The sequence below is a fragment of the Microbacterium sp. B19 genome (assembly GCF_000333395.1).
Taxonomy (GTDB): Bacteria; Actinomycetota; Actinomycetes; order Actinomycetales; family Microbacteriaceae; genus Microbacterium.
Genome location: NZ_BADA01000262.1, coordinates 1 through 17238, shown reverse-complemented (window position 1 = coordinate 17238; position 17238 = coordinate 1). Strand labels below are relative to the sequence as shown.

11 protein-coding genes are annotated in these 17238 nt (G+C 71.0%); 5 read left to right on the top strand and 6 right to left on the bottom strand.

Annotated elements, in window-relative coordinates:
- Positions 1–2 precede the first annotated feature (2 nt).
- Genes I5G_RS21715 through I5G_RS09810 form a run of 3 tightly spaced genes read left to right on the top strand, consistent with a single transcriptional unit; the run spans position 3 to position 1527 of the window.
- Positions 3–335: a lycopene cyclase domain-containing protein gene (locus I5G_RS21715; protein ID WP_022878905.1), complete on the top strand. Its 333-nt coding sequence runs from the start codon at positions 3–5 to the stop codon at positions 333–335.
- A complete protein-coding gene (locus tag I5G_RS09815) occupies positions 332–640 on the top strand; it encodes a lycopene cyclase domain-containing protein (RefSeq protein ID WP_022878904.1) in 309 nt (102 codons plus the stop codon). Before I5G_RS21715 ends, I5G_RS09815 begins: the two co-directional genes overlap by 4 nt.
- Positions 637–1527, top strand: a complete 891-nt coding sequence (locus I5G_RS09810; RefSeq protein ID WP_022878903.1) for a prenyltransferase — start codon at positions 637–639, stop codon at positions 1525–1527. Before I5G_RS09815 ends, I5G_RS09810 begins: the two co-directional genes overlap by 4 nt.
- A gap of 226 nt (positions 1528–1753) precedes the next feature.
- Here I5G_RS09810 and I5G_RS21710 read toward each other — a convergent pair whose 3' ends face one another.
- Positions 1754–4696 (bottom strand): UPF0182 family protein, encoded by a 2943-nt coding sequence (locus I5G_RS21710; RefSeq protein ID WP_022878902.1) that lies wholly within the window; start codon positions 4694–4696, stop codon positions 1754–1756.
- Between the two features lie 43 nt (positions 4697–4739).
- Positions 4740–5879, bottom strand: coding sequence for a PDZ domain-containing protein (locus I5G_RS09800; RefSeq protein ID WP_022878901.1), 1140 nt, complete (start codon positions 5877–5879; stop codon positions 4740–4742).
- A gap of 125 nt (positions 5880–6004) precedes the next feature.
- Between I5G_RS09800 and I5G_RS09795 the strand changes: the two genes are divergently transcribed.
- Positions 6005–7429, top strand: coding sequence for a zinc-dependent metalloprotease (locus I5G_RS09795; RefSeq protein ID WP_022878900.1), 1425 nt, complete (start codon positions 6005–6007; stop codon positions 7427–7429).
- Between the two features lie 740 nt (positions 7430–8169).
- On the opposite strand, the gene I5G_RS21705 is transcribed toward I5G_RS09795, so the two are convergent.
- The gene (locus I5G_RS21705; protein ID WP_022878899.1) at positions 8170–9924 is read right to left on the bottom strand and encodes an ATP-dependent helicase; all 1755 of its coding nucleotides are present in this window, start codon (positions 9922–9924) and stop codon (positions 8170–8172) included.
- Positions 9921–10832: an NAD(+) diphosphatase gene (gene nudC, locus I5G_RS09785; protein WP_022878898.1), complete on the bottom strand. Its 912-nt coding sequence runs from the start codon at positions 10830–10832 to the stop codon at positions 9921–9923. Before nudC ends, I5G_RS21705 begins: the two co-directional genes overlap by 4 nt.
- A gap of 64 nt (positions 10833–10896) precedes the next feature.
- Here nudC and I5G_RS09780 point away from each other — a divergent pair, with 64 nt between their 5' ends.
- Positions 10897–12279: a phosphotransferase gene (locus I5G_RS09780; RefSeq protein WP_022878897.1), complete on the top strand. Its 1383-nt coding sequence runs from the start codon at positions 10897–10899 to the stop codon at positions 12277–12279.
- Positions 12280–12416: 137 nt separating this feature from the next.
- On the opposite strand, the gene I5G_RS09775 is transcribed toward I5G_RS09780, so the two are convergent.
- Together I5G_RS09775 and I5G_RS09770 are read right to left on the bottom strand one after the other, a co-directional pair.
- Positions 12417–15704 carry an ATP-dependent DNA helicase gene (locus tag I5G_RS09775; RefSeq protein WP_026095815.1) on the bottom strand — a complete coding sequence of 1096 codons (3288 nt, stop codon included), beginning with the start codon at positions 15702–15704 and terminating at the stop codon, positions 12417–12419.
- A partial coding sequence (locus tag I5G_RS09770; protein ID WP_022878895.1) for a PD-(D/E)XK nuclease family protein occupies positions 15701–17238 on the bottom strand: 1538 nt, incomplete at its 5' end. The genes I5G_RS09770 and I5G_RS09775, both read right to left, overlap by 4 nt.

Genomic DNA, 17238 nt, shown 5'->3' with positions numbered 1-17238 from the left:
TCCTGTTCTCCCTCGCCGGCATGATCGCGATCGACCTCAAGGTCGGGCTCGCGCTGCGCACCGCGCCCGGGCGGACGGCGCTCGCGGTGGTGCTCGGCACGCTGTTCTTCCTCGCGTGGGATGCCGTCGGCATCCTGTCCGGGATCTTCGTGAAGGGTGACAGTCCGCTGTTCGTCGGGATCGACGTCGCACCCCATCTCCCGCTCGAGGAGGTCTTCTTCCTCCTCTTCCTCAGCTACCTCGCGATCGTGTTCTGGACGATCTTCGAGCGGATCCGGACGAAGCGGGATGCCACGACCCGGGCGCCCGCGCAGGTCGAGGAGTCCGCCTCGTGACGTACCCGATGATCGTGGTGCCGTTCGTGCTGATCACCGCCGTCGTGACGCTCCTCAGCGTCCGCCGCCCGGCGTTCGGCCGTCGGATGCGCGCCTCCGCGCTCGCGGCGCTCGTCCTCGTCGTCCTCACCGCGGTGTTCGACAACATCATGATCGCGGTCGGCCTCTTCTCGTACCCGCCGCAGCACCTCAGTGGCATCCGCATCGGCCTCGCTCCCCTCGAGGACTTCGCCTACCCGGTCTGCGCGGCCTTCCTCGTGCCCGCGCTCTTCACGCTCGTCTCCGCCCGGAGGGAACCCGCATGACCACCCCCGCCCTGACCCCGGGCCGCGTGCTGCGCGAGCTGTTCGTCTCGTCGCGGCCCGTGAGCTGGATCAACACGGCGTTCCCGTTCGCGGCCGCTTACCTCCTGACCACGCGTCAGATCGATGTCGTGTGGATCGTCGGCATCCTGTTCTTCCTCGTCCCGTACAACCTCACGATGTACGGCGTGAACGACGTGTTCGACTACGAGTCGGACCTCCGGAACCCTCGCAAGGGCGGTACGCACGGCGCGGTGCTCGCGAAGCGCATGCACCCGATCACGCTGTGGGCGTCGGCGCTGTCGTGCCTGCCGTTCGTGGTGTTCCTCGTGATCGTCGGATCGCCGCTGTCGTGGCTCGTATTGGCCCTCAGCCTGTTCTTCGTCGTGTTCTACTCCGCTCCCCCGCTGCGGCTGAAGGAGCGGCCGTTCGCCGACTCGGTCACCAGCAGCATCCACTTCTTCTCCCCCGCGGTCTACGGACTCGTGCTGGCCGGGGCGACGTGGACGTGGCAACTCGTCGCCGTGCTCGTCGCCTTCGCGCTGTGGGGCATCGCGTCTCACGCCTTCGGCGCCGTGCAGGACGTCGAAGCCGACCGCGCCGCCGACATCTCGTCGATCGCCACCGCCCGTGGAGCCCGGTGGACCGTGCGGTTCGCGCTCGTCGCGTACGCCCTCGCCGGCGTCGTGATGCTCTTCACCGCGTGGCCGGGGCCCCTCGCGGCACTGCTCGTGATCCCGTACCTCGTGGTGTGCTGGCCGTACCGCAACGTGACGGATGCCACCTCCGACACCGCCACCGCCGGCTGGAACCGCTTCCTGTGGCTGAACCAGATCGCCGGCTTCGGCACGACGCTGCTGTTGATCTGGTGGTGGTTCCTGAGCGCGTGACCCGCGGGGTTGAGCGGGTGGGGCAGCGGGTGCGTGCGGTGGGTGGCCCCGCGGTGGATCCCCGGCGTCGGATGCTCGATTGAGTGTCCAAGACACGCGGATGCCAGCTGGCACCGTCCGCGTGTTGTGGACACTGAAACGCGGGTGGGGGCGCGCCTGCGGCCAGAGCCCGGGGCAAGAAAGACGCCGGCACCCCGAAGGGCACCGGCGTCTCTTTCGCTGAGGATCAGCCCGACGGACTCGGGGTCGGCGCGGGAGTCGCGGTCGACCCGCCGCCGGCACCCTGGGCCTCCAGATCGAGCAGGCGTTGCACCGCGGCGTTCAGGCGTGCGTCCTGCGTCGCGAACTCGGCGAGGTTCCCCGCCGTGAGGGCGGCCTGCTTCGCGGCCAGGGCCGACTGCGCCTCGGCCAGCGCTGCCGCGTAGTCGCCGGAGGGCGCGGTGGGCGTCGTCGACGTGCCGCCGCCCTGACCGTTCTGGTCGGTGGGCGTCACCGTCTCGTCGCCCGTGGCAGCTCCCGAGTCACCACCGAAGAGGCTGTCGAGCGCCTCGCTCAGGGTGTTCTCGAACGCGATCTTGTTGCCGAACGCGACGAGCACGCGTCGCAGCTGCGGCAGCTGGGTTCCACCGGCCGACTGCACGAAGACCGGCTGCACGTACAGCAGACCGCCACCGACGGGAAGGGTCAGCAGGTTGCCGTTCAGCACCTGCGACTGGCCCTGCCGCAGCAGGTTGATCTGCGACGACACGTTCGTGTCGGAGTCGAACGTGTTCTGCACCTGGCCCGGTCCGGGCACGGTCGTGGCCGCGTCGATGACGAGCATCCGCAATCGTCCGTAGTCCGGACTCTTCGTACCCTTCTGATCGCCCGCGTTGGAGTCGACCGCCAGGTAGCCGGTGAGCACGTTGCGTGCTTGCCCGCCCTGAGATGCCGGGATGAAGCTCGTGAACATCGAGTAGGTCGGGGAGTCCTGCCCGGGCATCTTCATCGTCAGGTAGTAGGGCGGCTGGAGCTCGGCCGGGTTCTGCGGATCGTTCGGCGTCGTCCAGCGGTTGTCCTGCTGGAAGAACGAGCGCGCGTCGTCGACGTGGTAGACGCCGAGCATCGAACGCTGCACCTTCATGAGGTCGGTCGGGTAGCGCACGTGACTCATGAGGTCGGCCGACATGTCGCTCCACGGGTGGAGGCTCGACGGGTAGATCTTCTGCCAGGCCTGCAGGATCGGGTCCTGGTCGTCCCAGGCGTAGAGGGTGACGCTGCCGTCGTAGGCATCCACCGTCGCCTTCACCGAGTTGCGGATGTAGTTGATGTTGTCGATCGTGTAGTTCGGCGACGGGGTGTTCGAGTCGTTGATCGCCCGCGACAGCGAGACGCTCGACGAGTACGGGTAGTTCGCGCTGGTCGTGTACCCGTCGATGACCCACTTGATGCGCCCGTCGACCACGGTCGGGTACGGGTCGCTGTCGAGCGTCAGGTACGGCGCAACCTTCTGGACGCGGTCCTTGGGGTTGCGGTCGTACAGGATCTGCGAGTCCTCGTTGACGTAGTCGGAGAAGAGGATCTGCTCGGACTGGAACTTCAGCGCGTAGATGAGGCGGTTGAAGACGTTGCCGACGCTCGGGCCGCCGTTGCCGCGGAAAGTCGTCCGCGTCTCGCTGCCGCCATCCGCACCGATCGGGTAGTCGAGTTCGATGGGATCGCGACCCTCGGGTCCTCCCACGATCGAGTACGGCGGCGACTGCTCGCCGAAGTAGACGCGCGGCTCGTACTTGAGGTCGGTGAGGAAGCCGGTGCCGGGAATCGACTGCTCGAGGAAGACCGGGTCACCGTCGTCGGTGCGCTCGTTACCGGCCGCGGCCACCATGCCGTACCCGTGCGTGTACACGAGGGTGGAGTTCTGCCAGGTCGCGGCATCCCCCAGCTGACCGATGTTCAGTTCGCGCAGGGCGACGACCGTGTCCTGGCTCTGCCCGTTGATCTCGTACCGATCGACGTCGAGCGGATTGCCGAACTGGTAGTACGCGCGATACTGCTCGAGCTGCCGGACGGTGGGGCTGATGATCGCCGGGTCCATGATGCGCAGCTGAGCGGTGGATGCCGCGTCGTTCCGCAGCTGGCCCGCCTGCGCCGTCGTCGTCGCCTCGAAGTTCTCCTTCTCGACGTTGTCGATCCCGTACGCGGCCTTCGTGCTGTCGATGTTGCGCTGGTAGAACTGGCTCTCCAGGGCGAGCTGGTTCGGACGCACCTGGAAGGTGTTGACCGCCCACGGGATGGCCGCGCCCACGACGATCGCCGAGACGACGAGCAGCGCCGTCGCGATCAGCGGGTAGCGCCAACGGCCGATGAACGCCGTGACGAAGAAGGCCAGGGCGACGATGACCGCCGCGATGGCGAGGATCGTCTGACCGGGGATGACGGCGTTGACCCCGACGTACCCGGGGCCGGTGATCCGGTCCTCCTGGTTGATGAGGGTCGTGAAGCGGTCGAGCCAGAGGCTCGCGCCCTGCAGGAGCAGGTACAGACCGGCGAGGATGGCGAGCTGGATGCGAGCGGCCTTGGAGATGCGCAGCTCGCGCTGCCCCACGCGCACCGATCCGTACAGGTAGGACACCACGGCGGTGAGCAGCAGGCAGACGAGCACGACCGCCGAGGCGAACCCGAGGACGCTCGTGTAGAACGGCAGGCCGAACAGGTAGAAGCCCGTGTCCAGGCCGAACTGCGGGTCGGTCGTCGAGGTGGGCACGCCGTTGAACCACAGCCACGTCGTCTCCCACTGCGCGGAGGCGGCGAAGCCCGCGAAGAAGCCGAAGAAGATCGGGATGCCCCACATCGCCAGACGCCGCAGCGGTTCGACGACCTCCTGGTAGCGGTCGAGCTGCGAACTCAACCGCGCGTAGACGGGACGCAGGCGGTACGCGAGCTGGATGACGCCCCACACCGGCACCGCCATGGCGAGGAAGCCCACGACGAACATCACCGTGCGCGCGATCCACTGGGTGGTCAACACCTCGGTGAATCCCAGCTGCGAGAACCACATCCAGTCGGCGTAGAGGTTCGCGAAGACGAAGAACGCGACGACCAGGGCGGCGATGACTGCCAGCGTGATCGAGATGATCCGTCGTGAACGGTTCGGGGGCGTGGCCTGGTTCGGCGCTGAGGTCGTGGTCACGCGTCCATCCTAGGTGTCGGCCTCTGAGGGTAAGCCGTGGATACTACGATCCCGAGGCGGGCGTCCCGTCGCACGACGGGAGGGCGTCGAGGTCGCCTCCGTCGCGGATCGTCTGCAGCACGGTCAGCGAATCCTGGAGCTTGGACACGGCGAACACCCGGATGCCACTGGGCACGTGCCCGACCACCTCGTTGCAGTTCGACTGCGGGGCGAGGAACCACGTCGCGCCGGCGTTGCGCGCGCCGTAGAGCTTCTGACGGATGCCGCCGATCCCGCCGACGTTGCCGTCGGCATCGATGGTGCCGGTGCCCGCGATGTGCTGGCCACCGGTCAGGTCGCCGGGCGACATCTTGTCGATGATGCCGAGCGCGAACATCATGCCCGCGCTCGGACCGCCGACATTGTTGATCTGGATCTTCACGTCGACGGGCAGGTCGAAACTCAGCGTCAGGCCGACGCCCAGGAGCCACTGCTGCTGTCCGTTCACATCGGTGAGACGCGGAGTCACCGACACCGAGCTGGCCGTGCCGTCGCGCTCGACGCCCAGGGTCAGCGCGGATCCCGCGGCCGCTTGGACGGCGGAACGCACGTCGTCGACGCTCGCGACGGCGGAGCCGTTCACGGACGTGATCACGTCGCCCACCTGCAGCACGCCCGTGGACGCGCCGTCGTCCGTGACCGTGCCGACCACGATGTCCTGCGGGACCGTGTACCCGAGCTGGCGCAGCGCCGCCGCAGACGCCTCGAGCTGCGAGTCGGTCATCATCGCGGCGTTCTCGTTGTTGCGCTGCTCTGTGGACTGGCCCGCGGGGAAGATGCGATCCAGCGGCACCACGGCGCGCGACGGGTCGAACCATGCCTGCGCCAACTCGATCCAGCTGGGCGTGCGCTCGCGATTCCCGTTGATCTGGACGGTCAGCAGATCCAGCTGGCCCTGCGATGTCGAGTCCTGCTCGTCCGGCACGGTGATGAGCGGAACCTCGTTGCCGTCGGCATCCGGAGACGTGCCCAGGGTGTTGAGCACCGGACCCGGCTGCTGGATGACGTACGACGACGGGAGGAACGTGAAGACGAAGAGGATGAGCGCGGCCACGAGCAGCGACCACGCACCGAGAATGGTGGAGCGGCTCCAGCGGCGGCGGGGGGCGGGCACGACGGAGGTGTTCTCGTCGAACAGGGTCACGGGTCCTACCTTTGCCGGGTCGTTCGCGCGCGGCGTAAGCGGCGAAGGGCCGAGCCGAGGAGAGCGAGGAAACGTGCGACTAGCGTAGATCCCGTTCCCCCAGACCCGGCTGAAAGGCGGCTGAAGTGGCAGACGACGACCGGAGCCCCGAGGAGGAGTTCCAGGAGCTCATGCGGCGCCTGATGTCCGGCGACACGTCCGGCCTCGACCCTGAACAGCTGTCGCGCCTCTCGGGCATGCAGATCGACCCGGCCATGATGCAGGCCGTGATGAACCAGCTTCAGGGCGCCTTCTCCGGCGCGCAGGACGGCATCGACTGGAGTCTGGCGGAGCGGCAGGCGCTGCACATCGCGAACCAGGACGGCCTCGGCGTGTCGACGGGTCAGCGCACCGACCTCGACCAGGCCTTCGCGCTGGCGGCGCTGTGGCTGGGCGAGTCGACCACGATCTCCGACCTCCCCCGCCCGCCCAAGGCCGTCACGCGCGGAGCCTGGGTCAGCGCGACGCTCCCCGTATGGCAGGAGCTCGCCGAACCTGTCGCCACGAGCATCGCGGACGCCCTCACGGAAGCCCTCGGCCAGCAGGCTCCCGACGACATGCAGGACCTCATCGCCGGCGCCGGCCGCCTGATGCGGACCGTCGGCGGCTCGCTCTTCGCCACCCAGCTCGGCCACGTCGTCGGACGCCTCTCCACCGAGGTGGTGGGAGGCGGGGATGTCGGCATCCCGGTCATGCCCGACGGCGACGCCGCGATCCTGCCGCAGAACTTCGCCGACTTCGGTCGCGACCTGGAGATCCCGGAAGATCAGTTGGCGCTCTACCTCGCAACCCGCGAGCTCGCCCACGCGCGCCTGTTCCGCCACGCCAAGTGGCTCCGGCTGCACGTGATCTCGCAGGTGCGGGAGTTCGCGCACGGCATCCACGTCGACACCGACGCGCTCGAGGAGCTGGCGTCGCGCTTCGACCCGTCGCAGCCCGACGAACTCCGCGGCGCGCTGGAGAGCGGTGCCCTCCTGCCGCAGCGGTCGGAAGAGCAGACGGCCGCACTGACCCGCCTCGAGAACCTCCTCGCCACGATCGAGGGCTGGGTGGACGTGGTCACGGAGGACGCGACCTCGCGGCTCCCCTCGGCGGCCCGTATCGCGGAGGCCGTGCGCCGCCGCCGCGCTGTCGGCGGCCCCGCCGAGCAGGCACTGGGCTCGCTCGTCGGCCTCGAGCTGCGCCCCCGGCGCATGCGCGAAGCGGCGGCGATGTGGCGCGCGGTCACGGAGGCTGTCGGCGTCGCCGGACGCGACGCGCTGTGGGACTACCCCGATCTCATGCCGTCGGCGGAGGACATCGACGACCCCGCCGGACTGATCGCTCGCCTGACGGCCGCCTCGCGGGGAGAAGCGACTCCCGCGGATGCCATGGACGATGCGCTCGCTCAGCTCATCGCCGAGGAGACCGCGGGGCTCGCCGACGGTTTCGGCGGCGGCGACGACGAGCCGGGGGATGCCGGTCGCGACGGCGACGACGACCCCACGCCGGGCGACCAGCGGCCGGTCTGAGCCCTCCTCCCCAGGGCACTTTCTTTCGGAGTGCCCTGGGGACAACCGCAGAGAGGGCCTCGCGGGCCGCCATCATCGGGGCATGCTCCGACTCGATCCCTCCGCTCCCCCGCTCTGGCGCCACGACGGCACCGTGCAGTTCGGCGCCCCGGCCCGCGGCCACCTGATCCACCGATTCCCGTGGACGGATGCCGCGCTGACGGCGCTCGAGGCCGGGACGTCGCGCCTCGCACTCCGCGCCGTGGTGCGCCTGCACGGTGGCACCGATCGCGACGCCGAAGACCTGCTCGCGGCCGTCTCCCCCGCCCTCGCCCGGCGCCGACGAACGGCTCCGCTCGTGGTGCAGGTCGCCGACGACCTCCCGGCCCGGACCGTGCGAGCGGTCCTCGCGGCATTCCCCGCCCGAACACCCCGCATCGATTGGGCGGGACCGGCGACCCACCCGGTGCCCGACGGCGCGCGGGTCGTCCTACTGGCCGCCCATCGTGTGGACCCGCGTCGCGCGGTTGAGCTCTCGCGGCGCGATGTCGTGCACCTCCCGGTCGTGTTGAGCGCGACGACGGCGACCGTCGGCCCCGTGATCGCGCCCGGGCTCACCGCGTGTCTGAGCTGCTTGGATGCCACGCGCCGCCGGGAGGACGCCTCGTGGCCGCTGATCGCCGCGCAACTGCTCGCGCGAGCCCAGCCGGACACCGACGTGACCCTCGCGGCGGAAGCGGCGAGGGCGGCGCGGCACCTGGTCAGCGGTCGGATCGACTCCGTGACGCGCTCGCTGGAGCTGCGCGCCGACTCGCTCCAGCGGGTCTGGCGAACCCATCGGCCGAGCGAAGACTGCCGCTGCCGATCTCTCGAAGAAACCGCGACGGCGTCCGCTCCGATCGCCCTCGACCACGAGACCAGCTCACCGACAGCGTTCGCGCGGCCCGCGTGACGCCGACGTACGCCAGACGACGTTCCTCGTCGACGGCCTCGAACGTCTGCGCGTACGAGATCGGCAAGAGGCCCTCACTGACCCCGATGAGGTAGACGTGATCCCATTCCAGACCCTTGGCCGCGTGCAGCGTCGCCAGCGTCACCGTGCGCGTCGCGGGTTCGTGCTGGTCCTTCGCACGGGCCTGGAGATCGTCGGTGAATGCACGCAGATCGGTACCCTCGGGCGCTTCTTCCGCCAATCGCAGGAGGGCGGCGCGGGCCTCCCACGCGTCGCGGAGTGCGCCGCCCGCCGCGGGCGGTTCGTCGGTGAGGCCGATACTGCGCAGGACGTCGCGAACGGTGGCGAGGAAGCCCGTCTCGAGCGGCGCGACCGACGCGGCCCGCAACGCCATGAGCGCCTGGCGCACCTCGGGGAGATCGAAGAACTTCCGGCCGCCGAGCACCGTGGCCGCGATCGACTGCTTCGCCAGCGCGTTCAGGAGGACCGCCGACTGCGCGTGCGATCGGTAGAGCACGGCGATGCTCCGCGGATCCGTCCCGCCGCGGACGGTGGCGGCGATCGCCGTGGCGACTCCCTCGGCCTCGGCCTCTTCGTCGTCGAACGCGCGCACGGTGGGCACGGGCGCATCGTCCGTGTCCGCCGCGACGAGTTCGAGGGCGCCGGCGCGACCGCGCATGAGGTCGTTCGCGACGGCGAGTACGGCGGCTGTCGAACGGTAGTTGCGTTCGAGACGCACGACGCGGGCGTCTTCGTGAACGCGGGCGAAATCGAGCAGGTACCGCGAGTCGGCGCCCGTGAACGAGTAGATCGTCTGGCTCGCGTCGCCGACCACGCACAGGTCTCGTCGGTCGCCCAACCAGAGTTCGAGCAGCCGGTTCTGCAGCGGCGAGACGTCCTGGTACTCGTCGACCGTGAAGTGCCGGTACTGCTCGCGGACCGCGGCGGCCACGCGGGGCTCGGCCTCGATCATCCCCGCACAGGTCAGCAGGACGTCCTCGAAGTCCATCTGGCGGCGCTCGTCCTTGAGCTTCTCGTAGGAGCGCTGCAGCGCCACGACCTGATCGACGTTCAGCCGACCGATCCCGCCGGGACGCTCGGCCGCGTACTGCTCGATCGAGCGCATCGTGACCTTGCGCCATTCGATCTCGCCGGCCACATCGCGCAGCGTCGCGGTGTCGGGCGCCAGTCCGACGCCGTCGGCGGCGTGGGCGAGCAGGCGGACCTTGTTGTCGATGATCGTCGGCGCCTGATCGCCCGCCAGGGTCGGCCAGAAGAAGTTGACCTGGGCCAGAGCGGCCGCGTGGAACGTGCGCGCCGACACACCCGTCACCCCGAGCTCGCGCAGTCGGCCGCGCATCTCACCCGCGGCTTTCGCGGTGAACGTCACGGCCATCACCCGCTGCGGCGAGTACGCCCCGGTGTCGACGCCGTGGGCGATCCGTCGGGTGATCACGCGGGTCTTCCCGGTGCCGGCGCCGGCGAGGACGCAGACCGGTCCGCGGAGAGCGCGCGCCGCTTCGAGCTGGTGCTCGTCGAGTCCGCTGAGGGGGTCCACGCTCACGGGAGTTCCCGGTACCACTCGTCGATCAGACGGTGGGCGATGGATGCCGCGCCCGGAAGCTGCACCTCCGCCTCGCCCCGAAGGGCCGCACCGACCTCGGACCGGTCGAACCATCGCACGTCGGCGATCTCGGCGCCGTCGGCGCGCGCTTCGTCGTCGCGGATCGCCCGCGCGCGGAACCCGAGCATGAGCGAGCGCGGGTATGGCCACACTTGCGAACCCCGGTACTCGATGTCGGTGAGACGCACCCCCGCCTCTTCGAAGACCTCGCGCGCGACCGTGGCCTCGAGCGACTCGCCCGCCTCCGCGAACCCCGCGAAGCACGAGTACCGGCTCCCGCCCCAGGCCGCGTTGGCCCCGAGGAGCACACGGTTCGGGTCGTCGGCCGATGACACGAGCACGATAACGGCCGGGTCTGTGCGCGGGAAGTGTTCGCGGCCGCAGTTCGGGCAGTGTCGGGACCACCCCGCCTGCCGCACGAGGGTGTGCGTTCCGCACGCCGGACAGAACGCGGCATCGCGCAGCCAGCCCGCCAGGGCGACCGCCGTCCCCAGGATCTCGGCTTCGTCCGCGGGCAGATCGCCCCCGATCGCGCGCAGGGGCTGCCAACGTGCGTCCGCGGGGACGACGGCATCCGACTGCTCCTCCACGACCGCGAGGAGGAGCGCCGCGCCGTCGGAGGAGCGTCCGAGGAACGCCCACTCGATCGCATTCGTGACCGCCGAGACCGGCACCAGCGACAGACGCGCCTGGGTCACCGGCGCGGCATCGCGATGCACCGCCAGCACGCGCGTGTCCGACGGCTCGCGTACGCCGAGGAGCAGGCCGTCGACGTCGCGTTCGGCTCCCGCACGGTCGAGGGCCCCTCCGGGCCAGTGACCGGGGACCGCGGGAACAGGCAGCGGCATCGAACACCTCTCTCAAGGGCGTGGCGAGGGGGGATCGGGTGAGCGACCGACCTACCCTGGGGGCATGGCCCGCTCGCCCTTCACTCTAGCCGCGTCCGCGACGGCGGCCCTTCCCGGAATCGGAGTGACGGGCACGGCCCCGCTCACCGAGAAGGCAGCCGGCCGGTTCGACTCCGCGCTGCTCGCGCTCGAAGACGGACGCACGGTCGTCGTGCGGATGCCGACGGACGAGGACGCCGCGGCCGACCTCGCCGCCGAATCCCGGGCGTTGCACGCCCTGACCTCCGGTGTGCGCGCTCTCCTGCCGTTCCGAGCGCCCGAGGTGGTGGGCGAGAGCGGATCGGGAGTGAACCGCGTTCTCGTGGTCGACGTCATCGACGGGTACCGCATCGACCCCGCCGAGCTGCCCAAGGGACCCGGGTACGCCCCCGCGATCGGCGCCGCGTTGTCCGCCGTGCACGCGCTCCCCGTCTCGATCGTGCGCACGGATGGGCTGCCGGTCCGCGCTCCCGAGCAGGTCCGCGACGACGTCGCTCGCCTCCTGGATCGGGCGGATGCCACGGGCCGCGTCCCCGACGGGTTGATGATGCGCTGGCGCCGCGCGCTCCGCGAGTCCGACCTGTGGCGCTTCGAGTCGGCCGTCATCCTGGGCGGAGCGACGAGCGCGTCGATCCTGCTCGTCGACGACGCCGACGGGGTTCCGCACGTGAGCGGCATCCTGGACTGGTCGGGCCTCAGCGTCGGTGACCCCGCGGTCGACCTGCGGTGGCTCGCGTCCGCCCCCACCGCGACCGACGACGTGTACGACGGCTACGCGGCGTCCGGGGTGCGCTCCCCCGACCCGCTGCTGCGCGAGCGCGCCCGTCTGTACGCCGAGCTCGAGTTCGCCAAGTGGCTCGTGCACGGACACGATGCGGGCGAGGCCGAGGTCGTGGCCGATGCGGTCGCTCTGCTGGAAGCCCTCGCCGACGGCGTGCGGGGCGACCACATCGTCGCGTCGACGCGGTCGGACATCGACGACGCCCTGGCTCTGGTCGAGCGCGTCCCGCCGGCAGCGGCGTCCGCCGTCGACACCTCGATGCAGACCGACGCGTACGACCCCGAAGCCCTCGCGCTCTACCTCGAAGCCGAGCGCGAGCGGGACGCGGCTGCCCCTGCGGGCGCCGCCACCGGAACCGGATTCGGTGTGAGCGACGCCGAGGACGAGGAGCCCGGCCCGACCGCGCCGATCGACCTCGAGGGCTGGACCCCCGCTCCGGTCGGCGATTCGGCCGCGACGGACGGTGCGACGTCGCGGGACGACGCAGAGGACGGGGCGGGGCCCCAGCCCAACGGCGAGGTCATCGACGCCGCACAGCTCCACGAAGCCATCGACGACGAGGAAGATGCCGCGCGCGCCAGCCGTGCCGCCCTCCGCCGGTGGGGCGTGGCGCGCGACGACGCCTGAGCGCCTGGTCTCCGCCGTTCATCGGCGCGGCATGAGGACCACATGCGCGACGTAACGCAGCGCGGAATCCTGCGCCGACGCCCGGCGACCTCACGCTGGCCAAAAGCGACAGAACGAAGCCCCGACGCCCGGCGACGTCACCCCCGCAGGACGACCTCATCCCCGACGTAGAACAGCGTCACGTCGATGAGGTCGAACGGCACTCCGTGCTTCGCGTGGTACGCCTCGCGGTAGAGCTCGAGCTGCAACATCCGTGAGCGACGTTCCGCGTCGGTGGTCGGCGGCCGACCCGTCTTCCAATCGACGATCTCGTACCGGTCGCCGTGTCGGTAGACGGCATCCAATTTGCAGATCACGACGTGCGGCCGACCGTCGAGTCGGGTCGTCACGAAATCGATCTCGGTCTCGACCTCCAGCGGCTGGAGGCCCGCCCACTCGGACCGCTCGAAGATCTCCCGCAGGCGTTGGAGTTCGGCGGCGTCGGCGGTCGACGCACCGTCGTCCTCGTCGTCCCACAGGCCGGCGTCGTCGAGGCCCGTACCCGAACCGACGATTCCGGACCGCTTCTCGACCCAGGCATGGAACAGCGTGCCGAGGCGGGTCTGGCGATACGGCCGTTCGGGGAGCGGGCGACGCAACTCTTCGACCGCTCCGCCGTAGTCGGCGACGAAGTCCTTGAACTTCGACGCCGGGATCCGGGTCGGTGCCGGCGTGTGCGACGGGCGCAAGCGGTCGGCCCGCTCGGCAAGAAGCAGTTCGAGGTCGGCATCCGGGTCGTCGGCGGGGCGCGCTCGTGCCGCCGCGACCTCTTCGACGGCGGCGGACACCGCGACACGCCGGGACCCGAGCGGGTCGAGCGGCCAGTGCAGCAGGCGCCGTTCGCCGTCGTACGGATCCTCGCCCGGATCGCCGACGCCGAGTTCGAGTCCGAGCGCCGCGGTCGCCTCGTCGAGGAAGACGCTGGGGGTGCGCGGGCGCTTGGTGCCCGACCAGCTCGACCCCGACAGTAGGAGATGGTCGCGGGCCCGCGTGAACGCGACGTACGCGAGCCGCCGATCCTCGTCGAGCTGCCGTGCCCGGTTGGCCTCGACGAACGCGTCGATGGCGGCCTTCAACTCCTGCTGCGTCTGCGCAGCCCGCCAGCCGAGGACCGGCAGCCAGGCGGAGTCCCCGCGGAACTCGGACGGGAGGATGCCGAATCCCAGCCACCCTTTGGTGTCACGCGCGAGCGAGGGAAGCTCATCGGTCACGAGGCGCACGACCGCGACGGCATCCCATTCCAGTCCCTTGGACCCGTGGATGGTGAGCAGTTGCACGACGTCGTCTTCGGGCGGCTCGGTGCGCGGGGCGAACTCGTCGGCCTGCTCGGCGTGATCGAGCCACGCGAGGAGGCTGGTGACCGACCCGGACTCGTCCGCGGCGAGGAACCCGCGGATCTCGTCGACGAACGCGCGCAGCTGCGCCGAGGCGATGCGCGCCGGACCGCGCGATTCGTTCGCGGCCAGCTCGACATCGAGCCGCAGCTCGGTCTCGACCAGGCGGATGAGTTCGGGAATCGGCGCGCCGATGTTGCGCCGCAGTCCTGCGAACACCGCCCCCGCTTCGCGCAGCCGCGCCCGCCCCTCAGCCGTGATGTCGGCGAGCCACCCGTGCCCGTCGGTCTGGCGGGCGACGAAATCCAGAGCGTCCACGAGCGAGGCCCGGTCGGCGCCCGGGGTCGAGCGCAGGCGGTCGACCACCTCGGGGGCGAGCGGCTGCAGCGCCACATCGTGCGTTGCGAGACGGCGCGCGAGCTGGGCGAGCGCCCGCAGGTCCGCGAGGCCGATCGACCAGCGCGGTCCGGACAGCAGCCGGATGAGGGCCGATCCCGCCTCGGGGTCGCTGATCACCCGCATCGCCGAGACGACATCGACGACCTCGGGCGTGGTCAGCAGTCCGCCGAGACCGAGGATCCGGTGCGGGATGCCGCGCCGCCCGAGCGCATCCCCGAACCGCACCATGTGCTTCTTGCTGCGGAAGAGCACGGCTCCGGTCGTCGCACGCCCGTCCGCGGCACGGGCCGCCCGCACACCCGCGAACCACTCCGCGACGCGATCCGCCTCGGTGTCGAGGTCGCGCTCGAAGATCGCCTCGACGATCCCGTCCGGCGCCCCGGGCCGTGACCGCAATTCCTCCACCGCAACCGGTGACCGGTCCGCCAGCGGCGCCAGCACGGCGTTGGCGGCGGTGAGGACGCGCGCGCTGTTGCGCCAACTCGTCAGCAGCGAGAAGGTCTGGCATCCCCCGTCCGGCGCGAACGCCGCGGGGAACCCGCCGAGGTTGCCCGCGCTCGCGCCGCGCCACGCGTAGATCGCCTGATGCGGATCGCCGACCGCCATGACACCGGTCGACGCGAAGAGCGTCGAGAGCAGGTCGGTCTGCACGACCGAGGTGTCCTGGTACTCGTCCAGCAGCACGACCCGGTAGCGCGACCGCAGCTCGTCGACCACGGCGGGGTGCTCCCGCACGATCCGCAGCGCGCCCGCCACCTGGTCGGCGAAGTCCATGACGCCCAACCGCGCCTTCTCGCGGTCGTAGGCGGCGGCGAGATCGGCGAGCATCCCCAGCGCGGAGACTCGGGATGCCGCATCCGCGACGTCCTTGTAGACACTCACGCGGGCGGAGGTCGAGGGACGCTCGACGATGCGGCCGAAGTCGTCCGGGAAGGATGCCAGCCGGTCGAGGTCGACGAGGTTGTCGACGCTGTCCCGGGCGATCCGCAGTGCCGCGTCGATGAGGGTGCGCGGGGACTCCTGCCGCTCCTCCAAGCGAGGGTCGTCCGACGTGAACACGACCTTCCGCATGAGGAGCCACGCCGCGGATTCCGACAGCACCGCCGATTCGGAGTCGCGGCCGATGCGCAGGCCGTGTTCGCGCACGATCGCATCGGCGAAACTGTTGTAGGTCGACACGGTCGGGCGGTGCAGGAGCTGGTCGTCCTCCCCCGCCGCCTCCCGCGCGACGCCGCGTTCGAGCGCGAGCTCGTCGAGTACCCGTCGCCGTTCCGCATCGGCGCGCGCGCCGTCCAGCGCGGCGAGGTCGGCGAACACCGCGAGGCGTCCGGCGGCGTGGAGGGCGGGCAGCTCCGGCAGGAGACCGCGCGCCTCGAACTCCGACAGCCGGTGGAGCCGCCGGTGAATCCGCTCCGCCAGCTCGCCCGCGGCCTTGCGGGTGAAGGTGAGCCCGAGCACCTCGTCGCGACGGACGAGGCCGTTCGCGACCAGCCAGACGACACGCCCCGCCATGGTCTCGGTCTTCCCGCTGCCGGCGCCCGCCACGACGAGCGCGGGCGTCAGCGGCGCCTCGATGACCGCCGTCTGCTCCGCGGTGGGCGGGAACTGCCCGAGTGCGGCCGCGATCGTCGCGGCGGACAGCACCGGCGTCACGACGCGCTCACCGCGGACACGGTGTGGATGCGGCACAGGCCGAACGAGAACTCGTCGCGGCAGTGCACCTCGTACGGCGCGGCGAAGCTGTGCCCGCGCATCACCCCGACCGCGCGCTGCACGCGCTCGACGAACTGCTCCCGCGCCGCCTCGTCGAACGGTGGCTGGTGCGGCTCGGCGTAGTCCTTGGTCGCCGCGGTCGGACGCAGCACGAGGAGCTTCGCGCCGCCCGGCGGCATCCCGGCCACCTGCTCGATCGCCCCCGACGAGAACGCGAGCTGGTAGGCGGCGAGCTGCGGGTTGTCGGCCACCTTCGCGTCGGTCTGCGGCTCGTTCTTGCCCGTCTTGAGGTCGACGATGACGACTTCTCCCGACGGCGTGACCTCGACCCGGTCGATGTCGCCGCTCAGGATCGCGCCGTGCTCCCCCGCGTCCTCGACCGGGATGGCGACCTCGAAGTGCCGCTCGGCTCCGACGAGGCGTCCGCCGGCGTCGTCGAAACGCCGCAGATAGGTCGCCAGGCGCCGTACGAGCTCGCGGGCGCGCACGCGTTCGGCGCGCTCGCGCCAGGCCGCGTCGAAGACGAGCTCGCCCCAGCGCTCCTCGACGACGCTCCACAGCTCGTCCTCGGTGCCCGCTGCTGCGGTCTCGAGCGCGGCATGGATGATCGTGCCGATGCCGGCGGTGGTCCCGCTGCGATCGCCGCCGAGGTCGCCGATGACCCAGTCGAGCTCGCACTGTTCGAGGGCGTGCAGCCGCGAGGGCGAGACCCGGACGTCCTCGCGCTCGAGGTCGCGGAGCGGCGCCGTCGAACTCGGCGCCGCGACGCCGTACCACTGCTCGGGTGCCGCCCCCGCGACCTCGGCGGCCGCGAGCAGGGCGAGCTGACCCGCCGCGTGGCGGCGCTCGCGCGCCGGGGAGCGGGACGAGGTGAGGGTGCGGCGGTGGCGCGCCACGAGCCCGCGCAGCGAGAGCGGATGCTCCGGGACCGCGGATGCGGGCTCGGGCGTCGGCAGCATCTCGAACAGCACGCTGGGCCCGGTGTCGTCGTCGTCGACCGCGGTCACGATGAGCCGCGAGTGCGCGCGCGACAGCGCGCGCACGAACAGCCGCAGTTCGTCGTGCATCGCGGCGCGACGACGGTCGAGCATCCCCGCGGCCGGCAGGTCGGGGAACTGCACGGCGTCGGCGAGGCGCCAGGTCTCGAGGAGTCCGCCCCGCAGCCGGGTGTTGGGCCACACGCCTTCCTGCACTCCGGCGACGACGACCGTGTCGAACGCCGTTCCGGCCGCCGCGGCGGGCGTCAGAACGCGGACGGTGTCGACGACGGCGGGCTGCTCGATCCGGTCTTCCGCGACGTCGCTGTCGATCACCGACCGCAGGAACACGGCGGCCTGCCCGTCGGGCTCGCGCTCGGTGAACCGTTTGGCCGCCTGGAAGAGCGCGACGATCGCGTCGAGGTCGCGGTCGGCCTGCTCGGCGAGCGGACCGTGTCCGCGGGAGGCTTCGCGCCACGGGCGCGACAGGCCGTCCG

Excerpts from the sequence above, each read along its gene's own strand:
- I5G_RS09810 (WP_022878903.1), top strand. The coding sequence starts at position 637 with ATGACCACCCCCGCCCTGACCCCGGGCCGCGTGCTGCGCGAGCTGTTC.
- nudC (WP_022878898.1), bottom strand. The coding sequence starts at position 10,832 with ATGCCGCTGCCTGTTCCCGCGGTCCCCGGTCACTGGCCCGGAGGGGCC.
- I5G_RS09780 (WP_022878897.1), top strand. The coding sequence starts at position 10,897 with ATGGCCCGCTCGCCCTTCACTCTAGCCGCGTCCGCGACGGCGGCCCTT.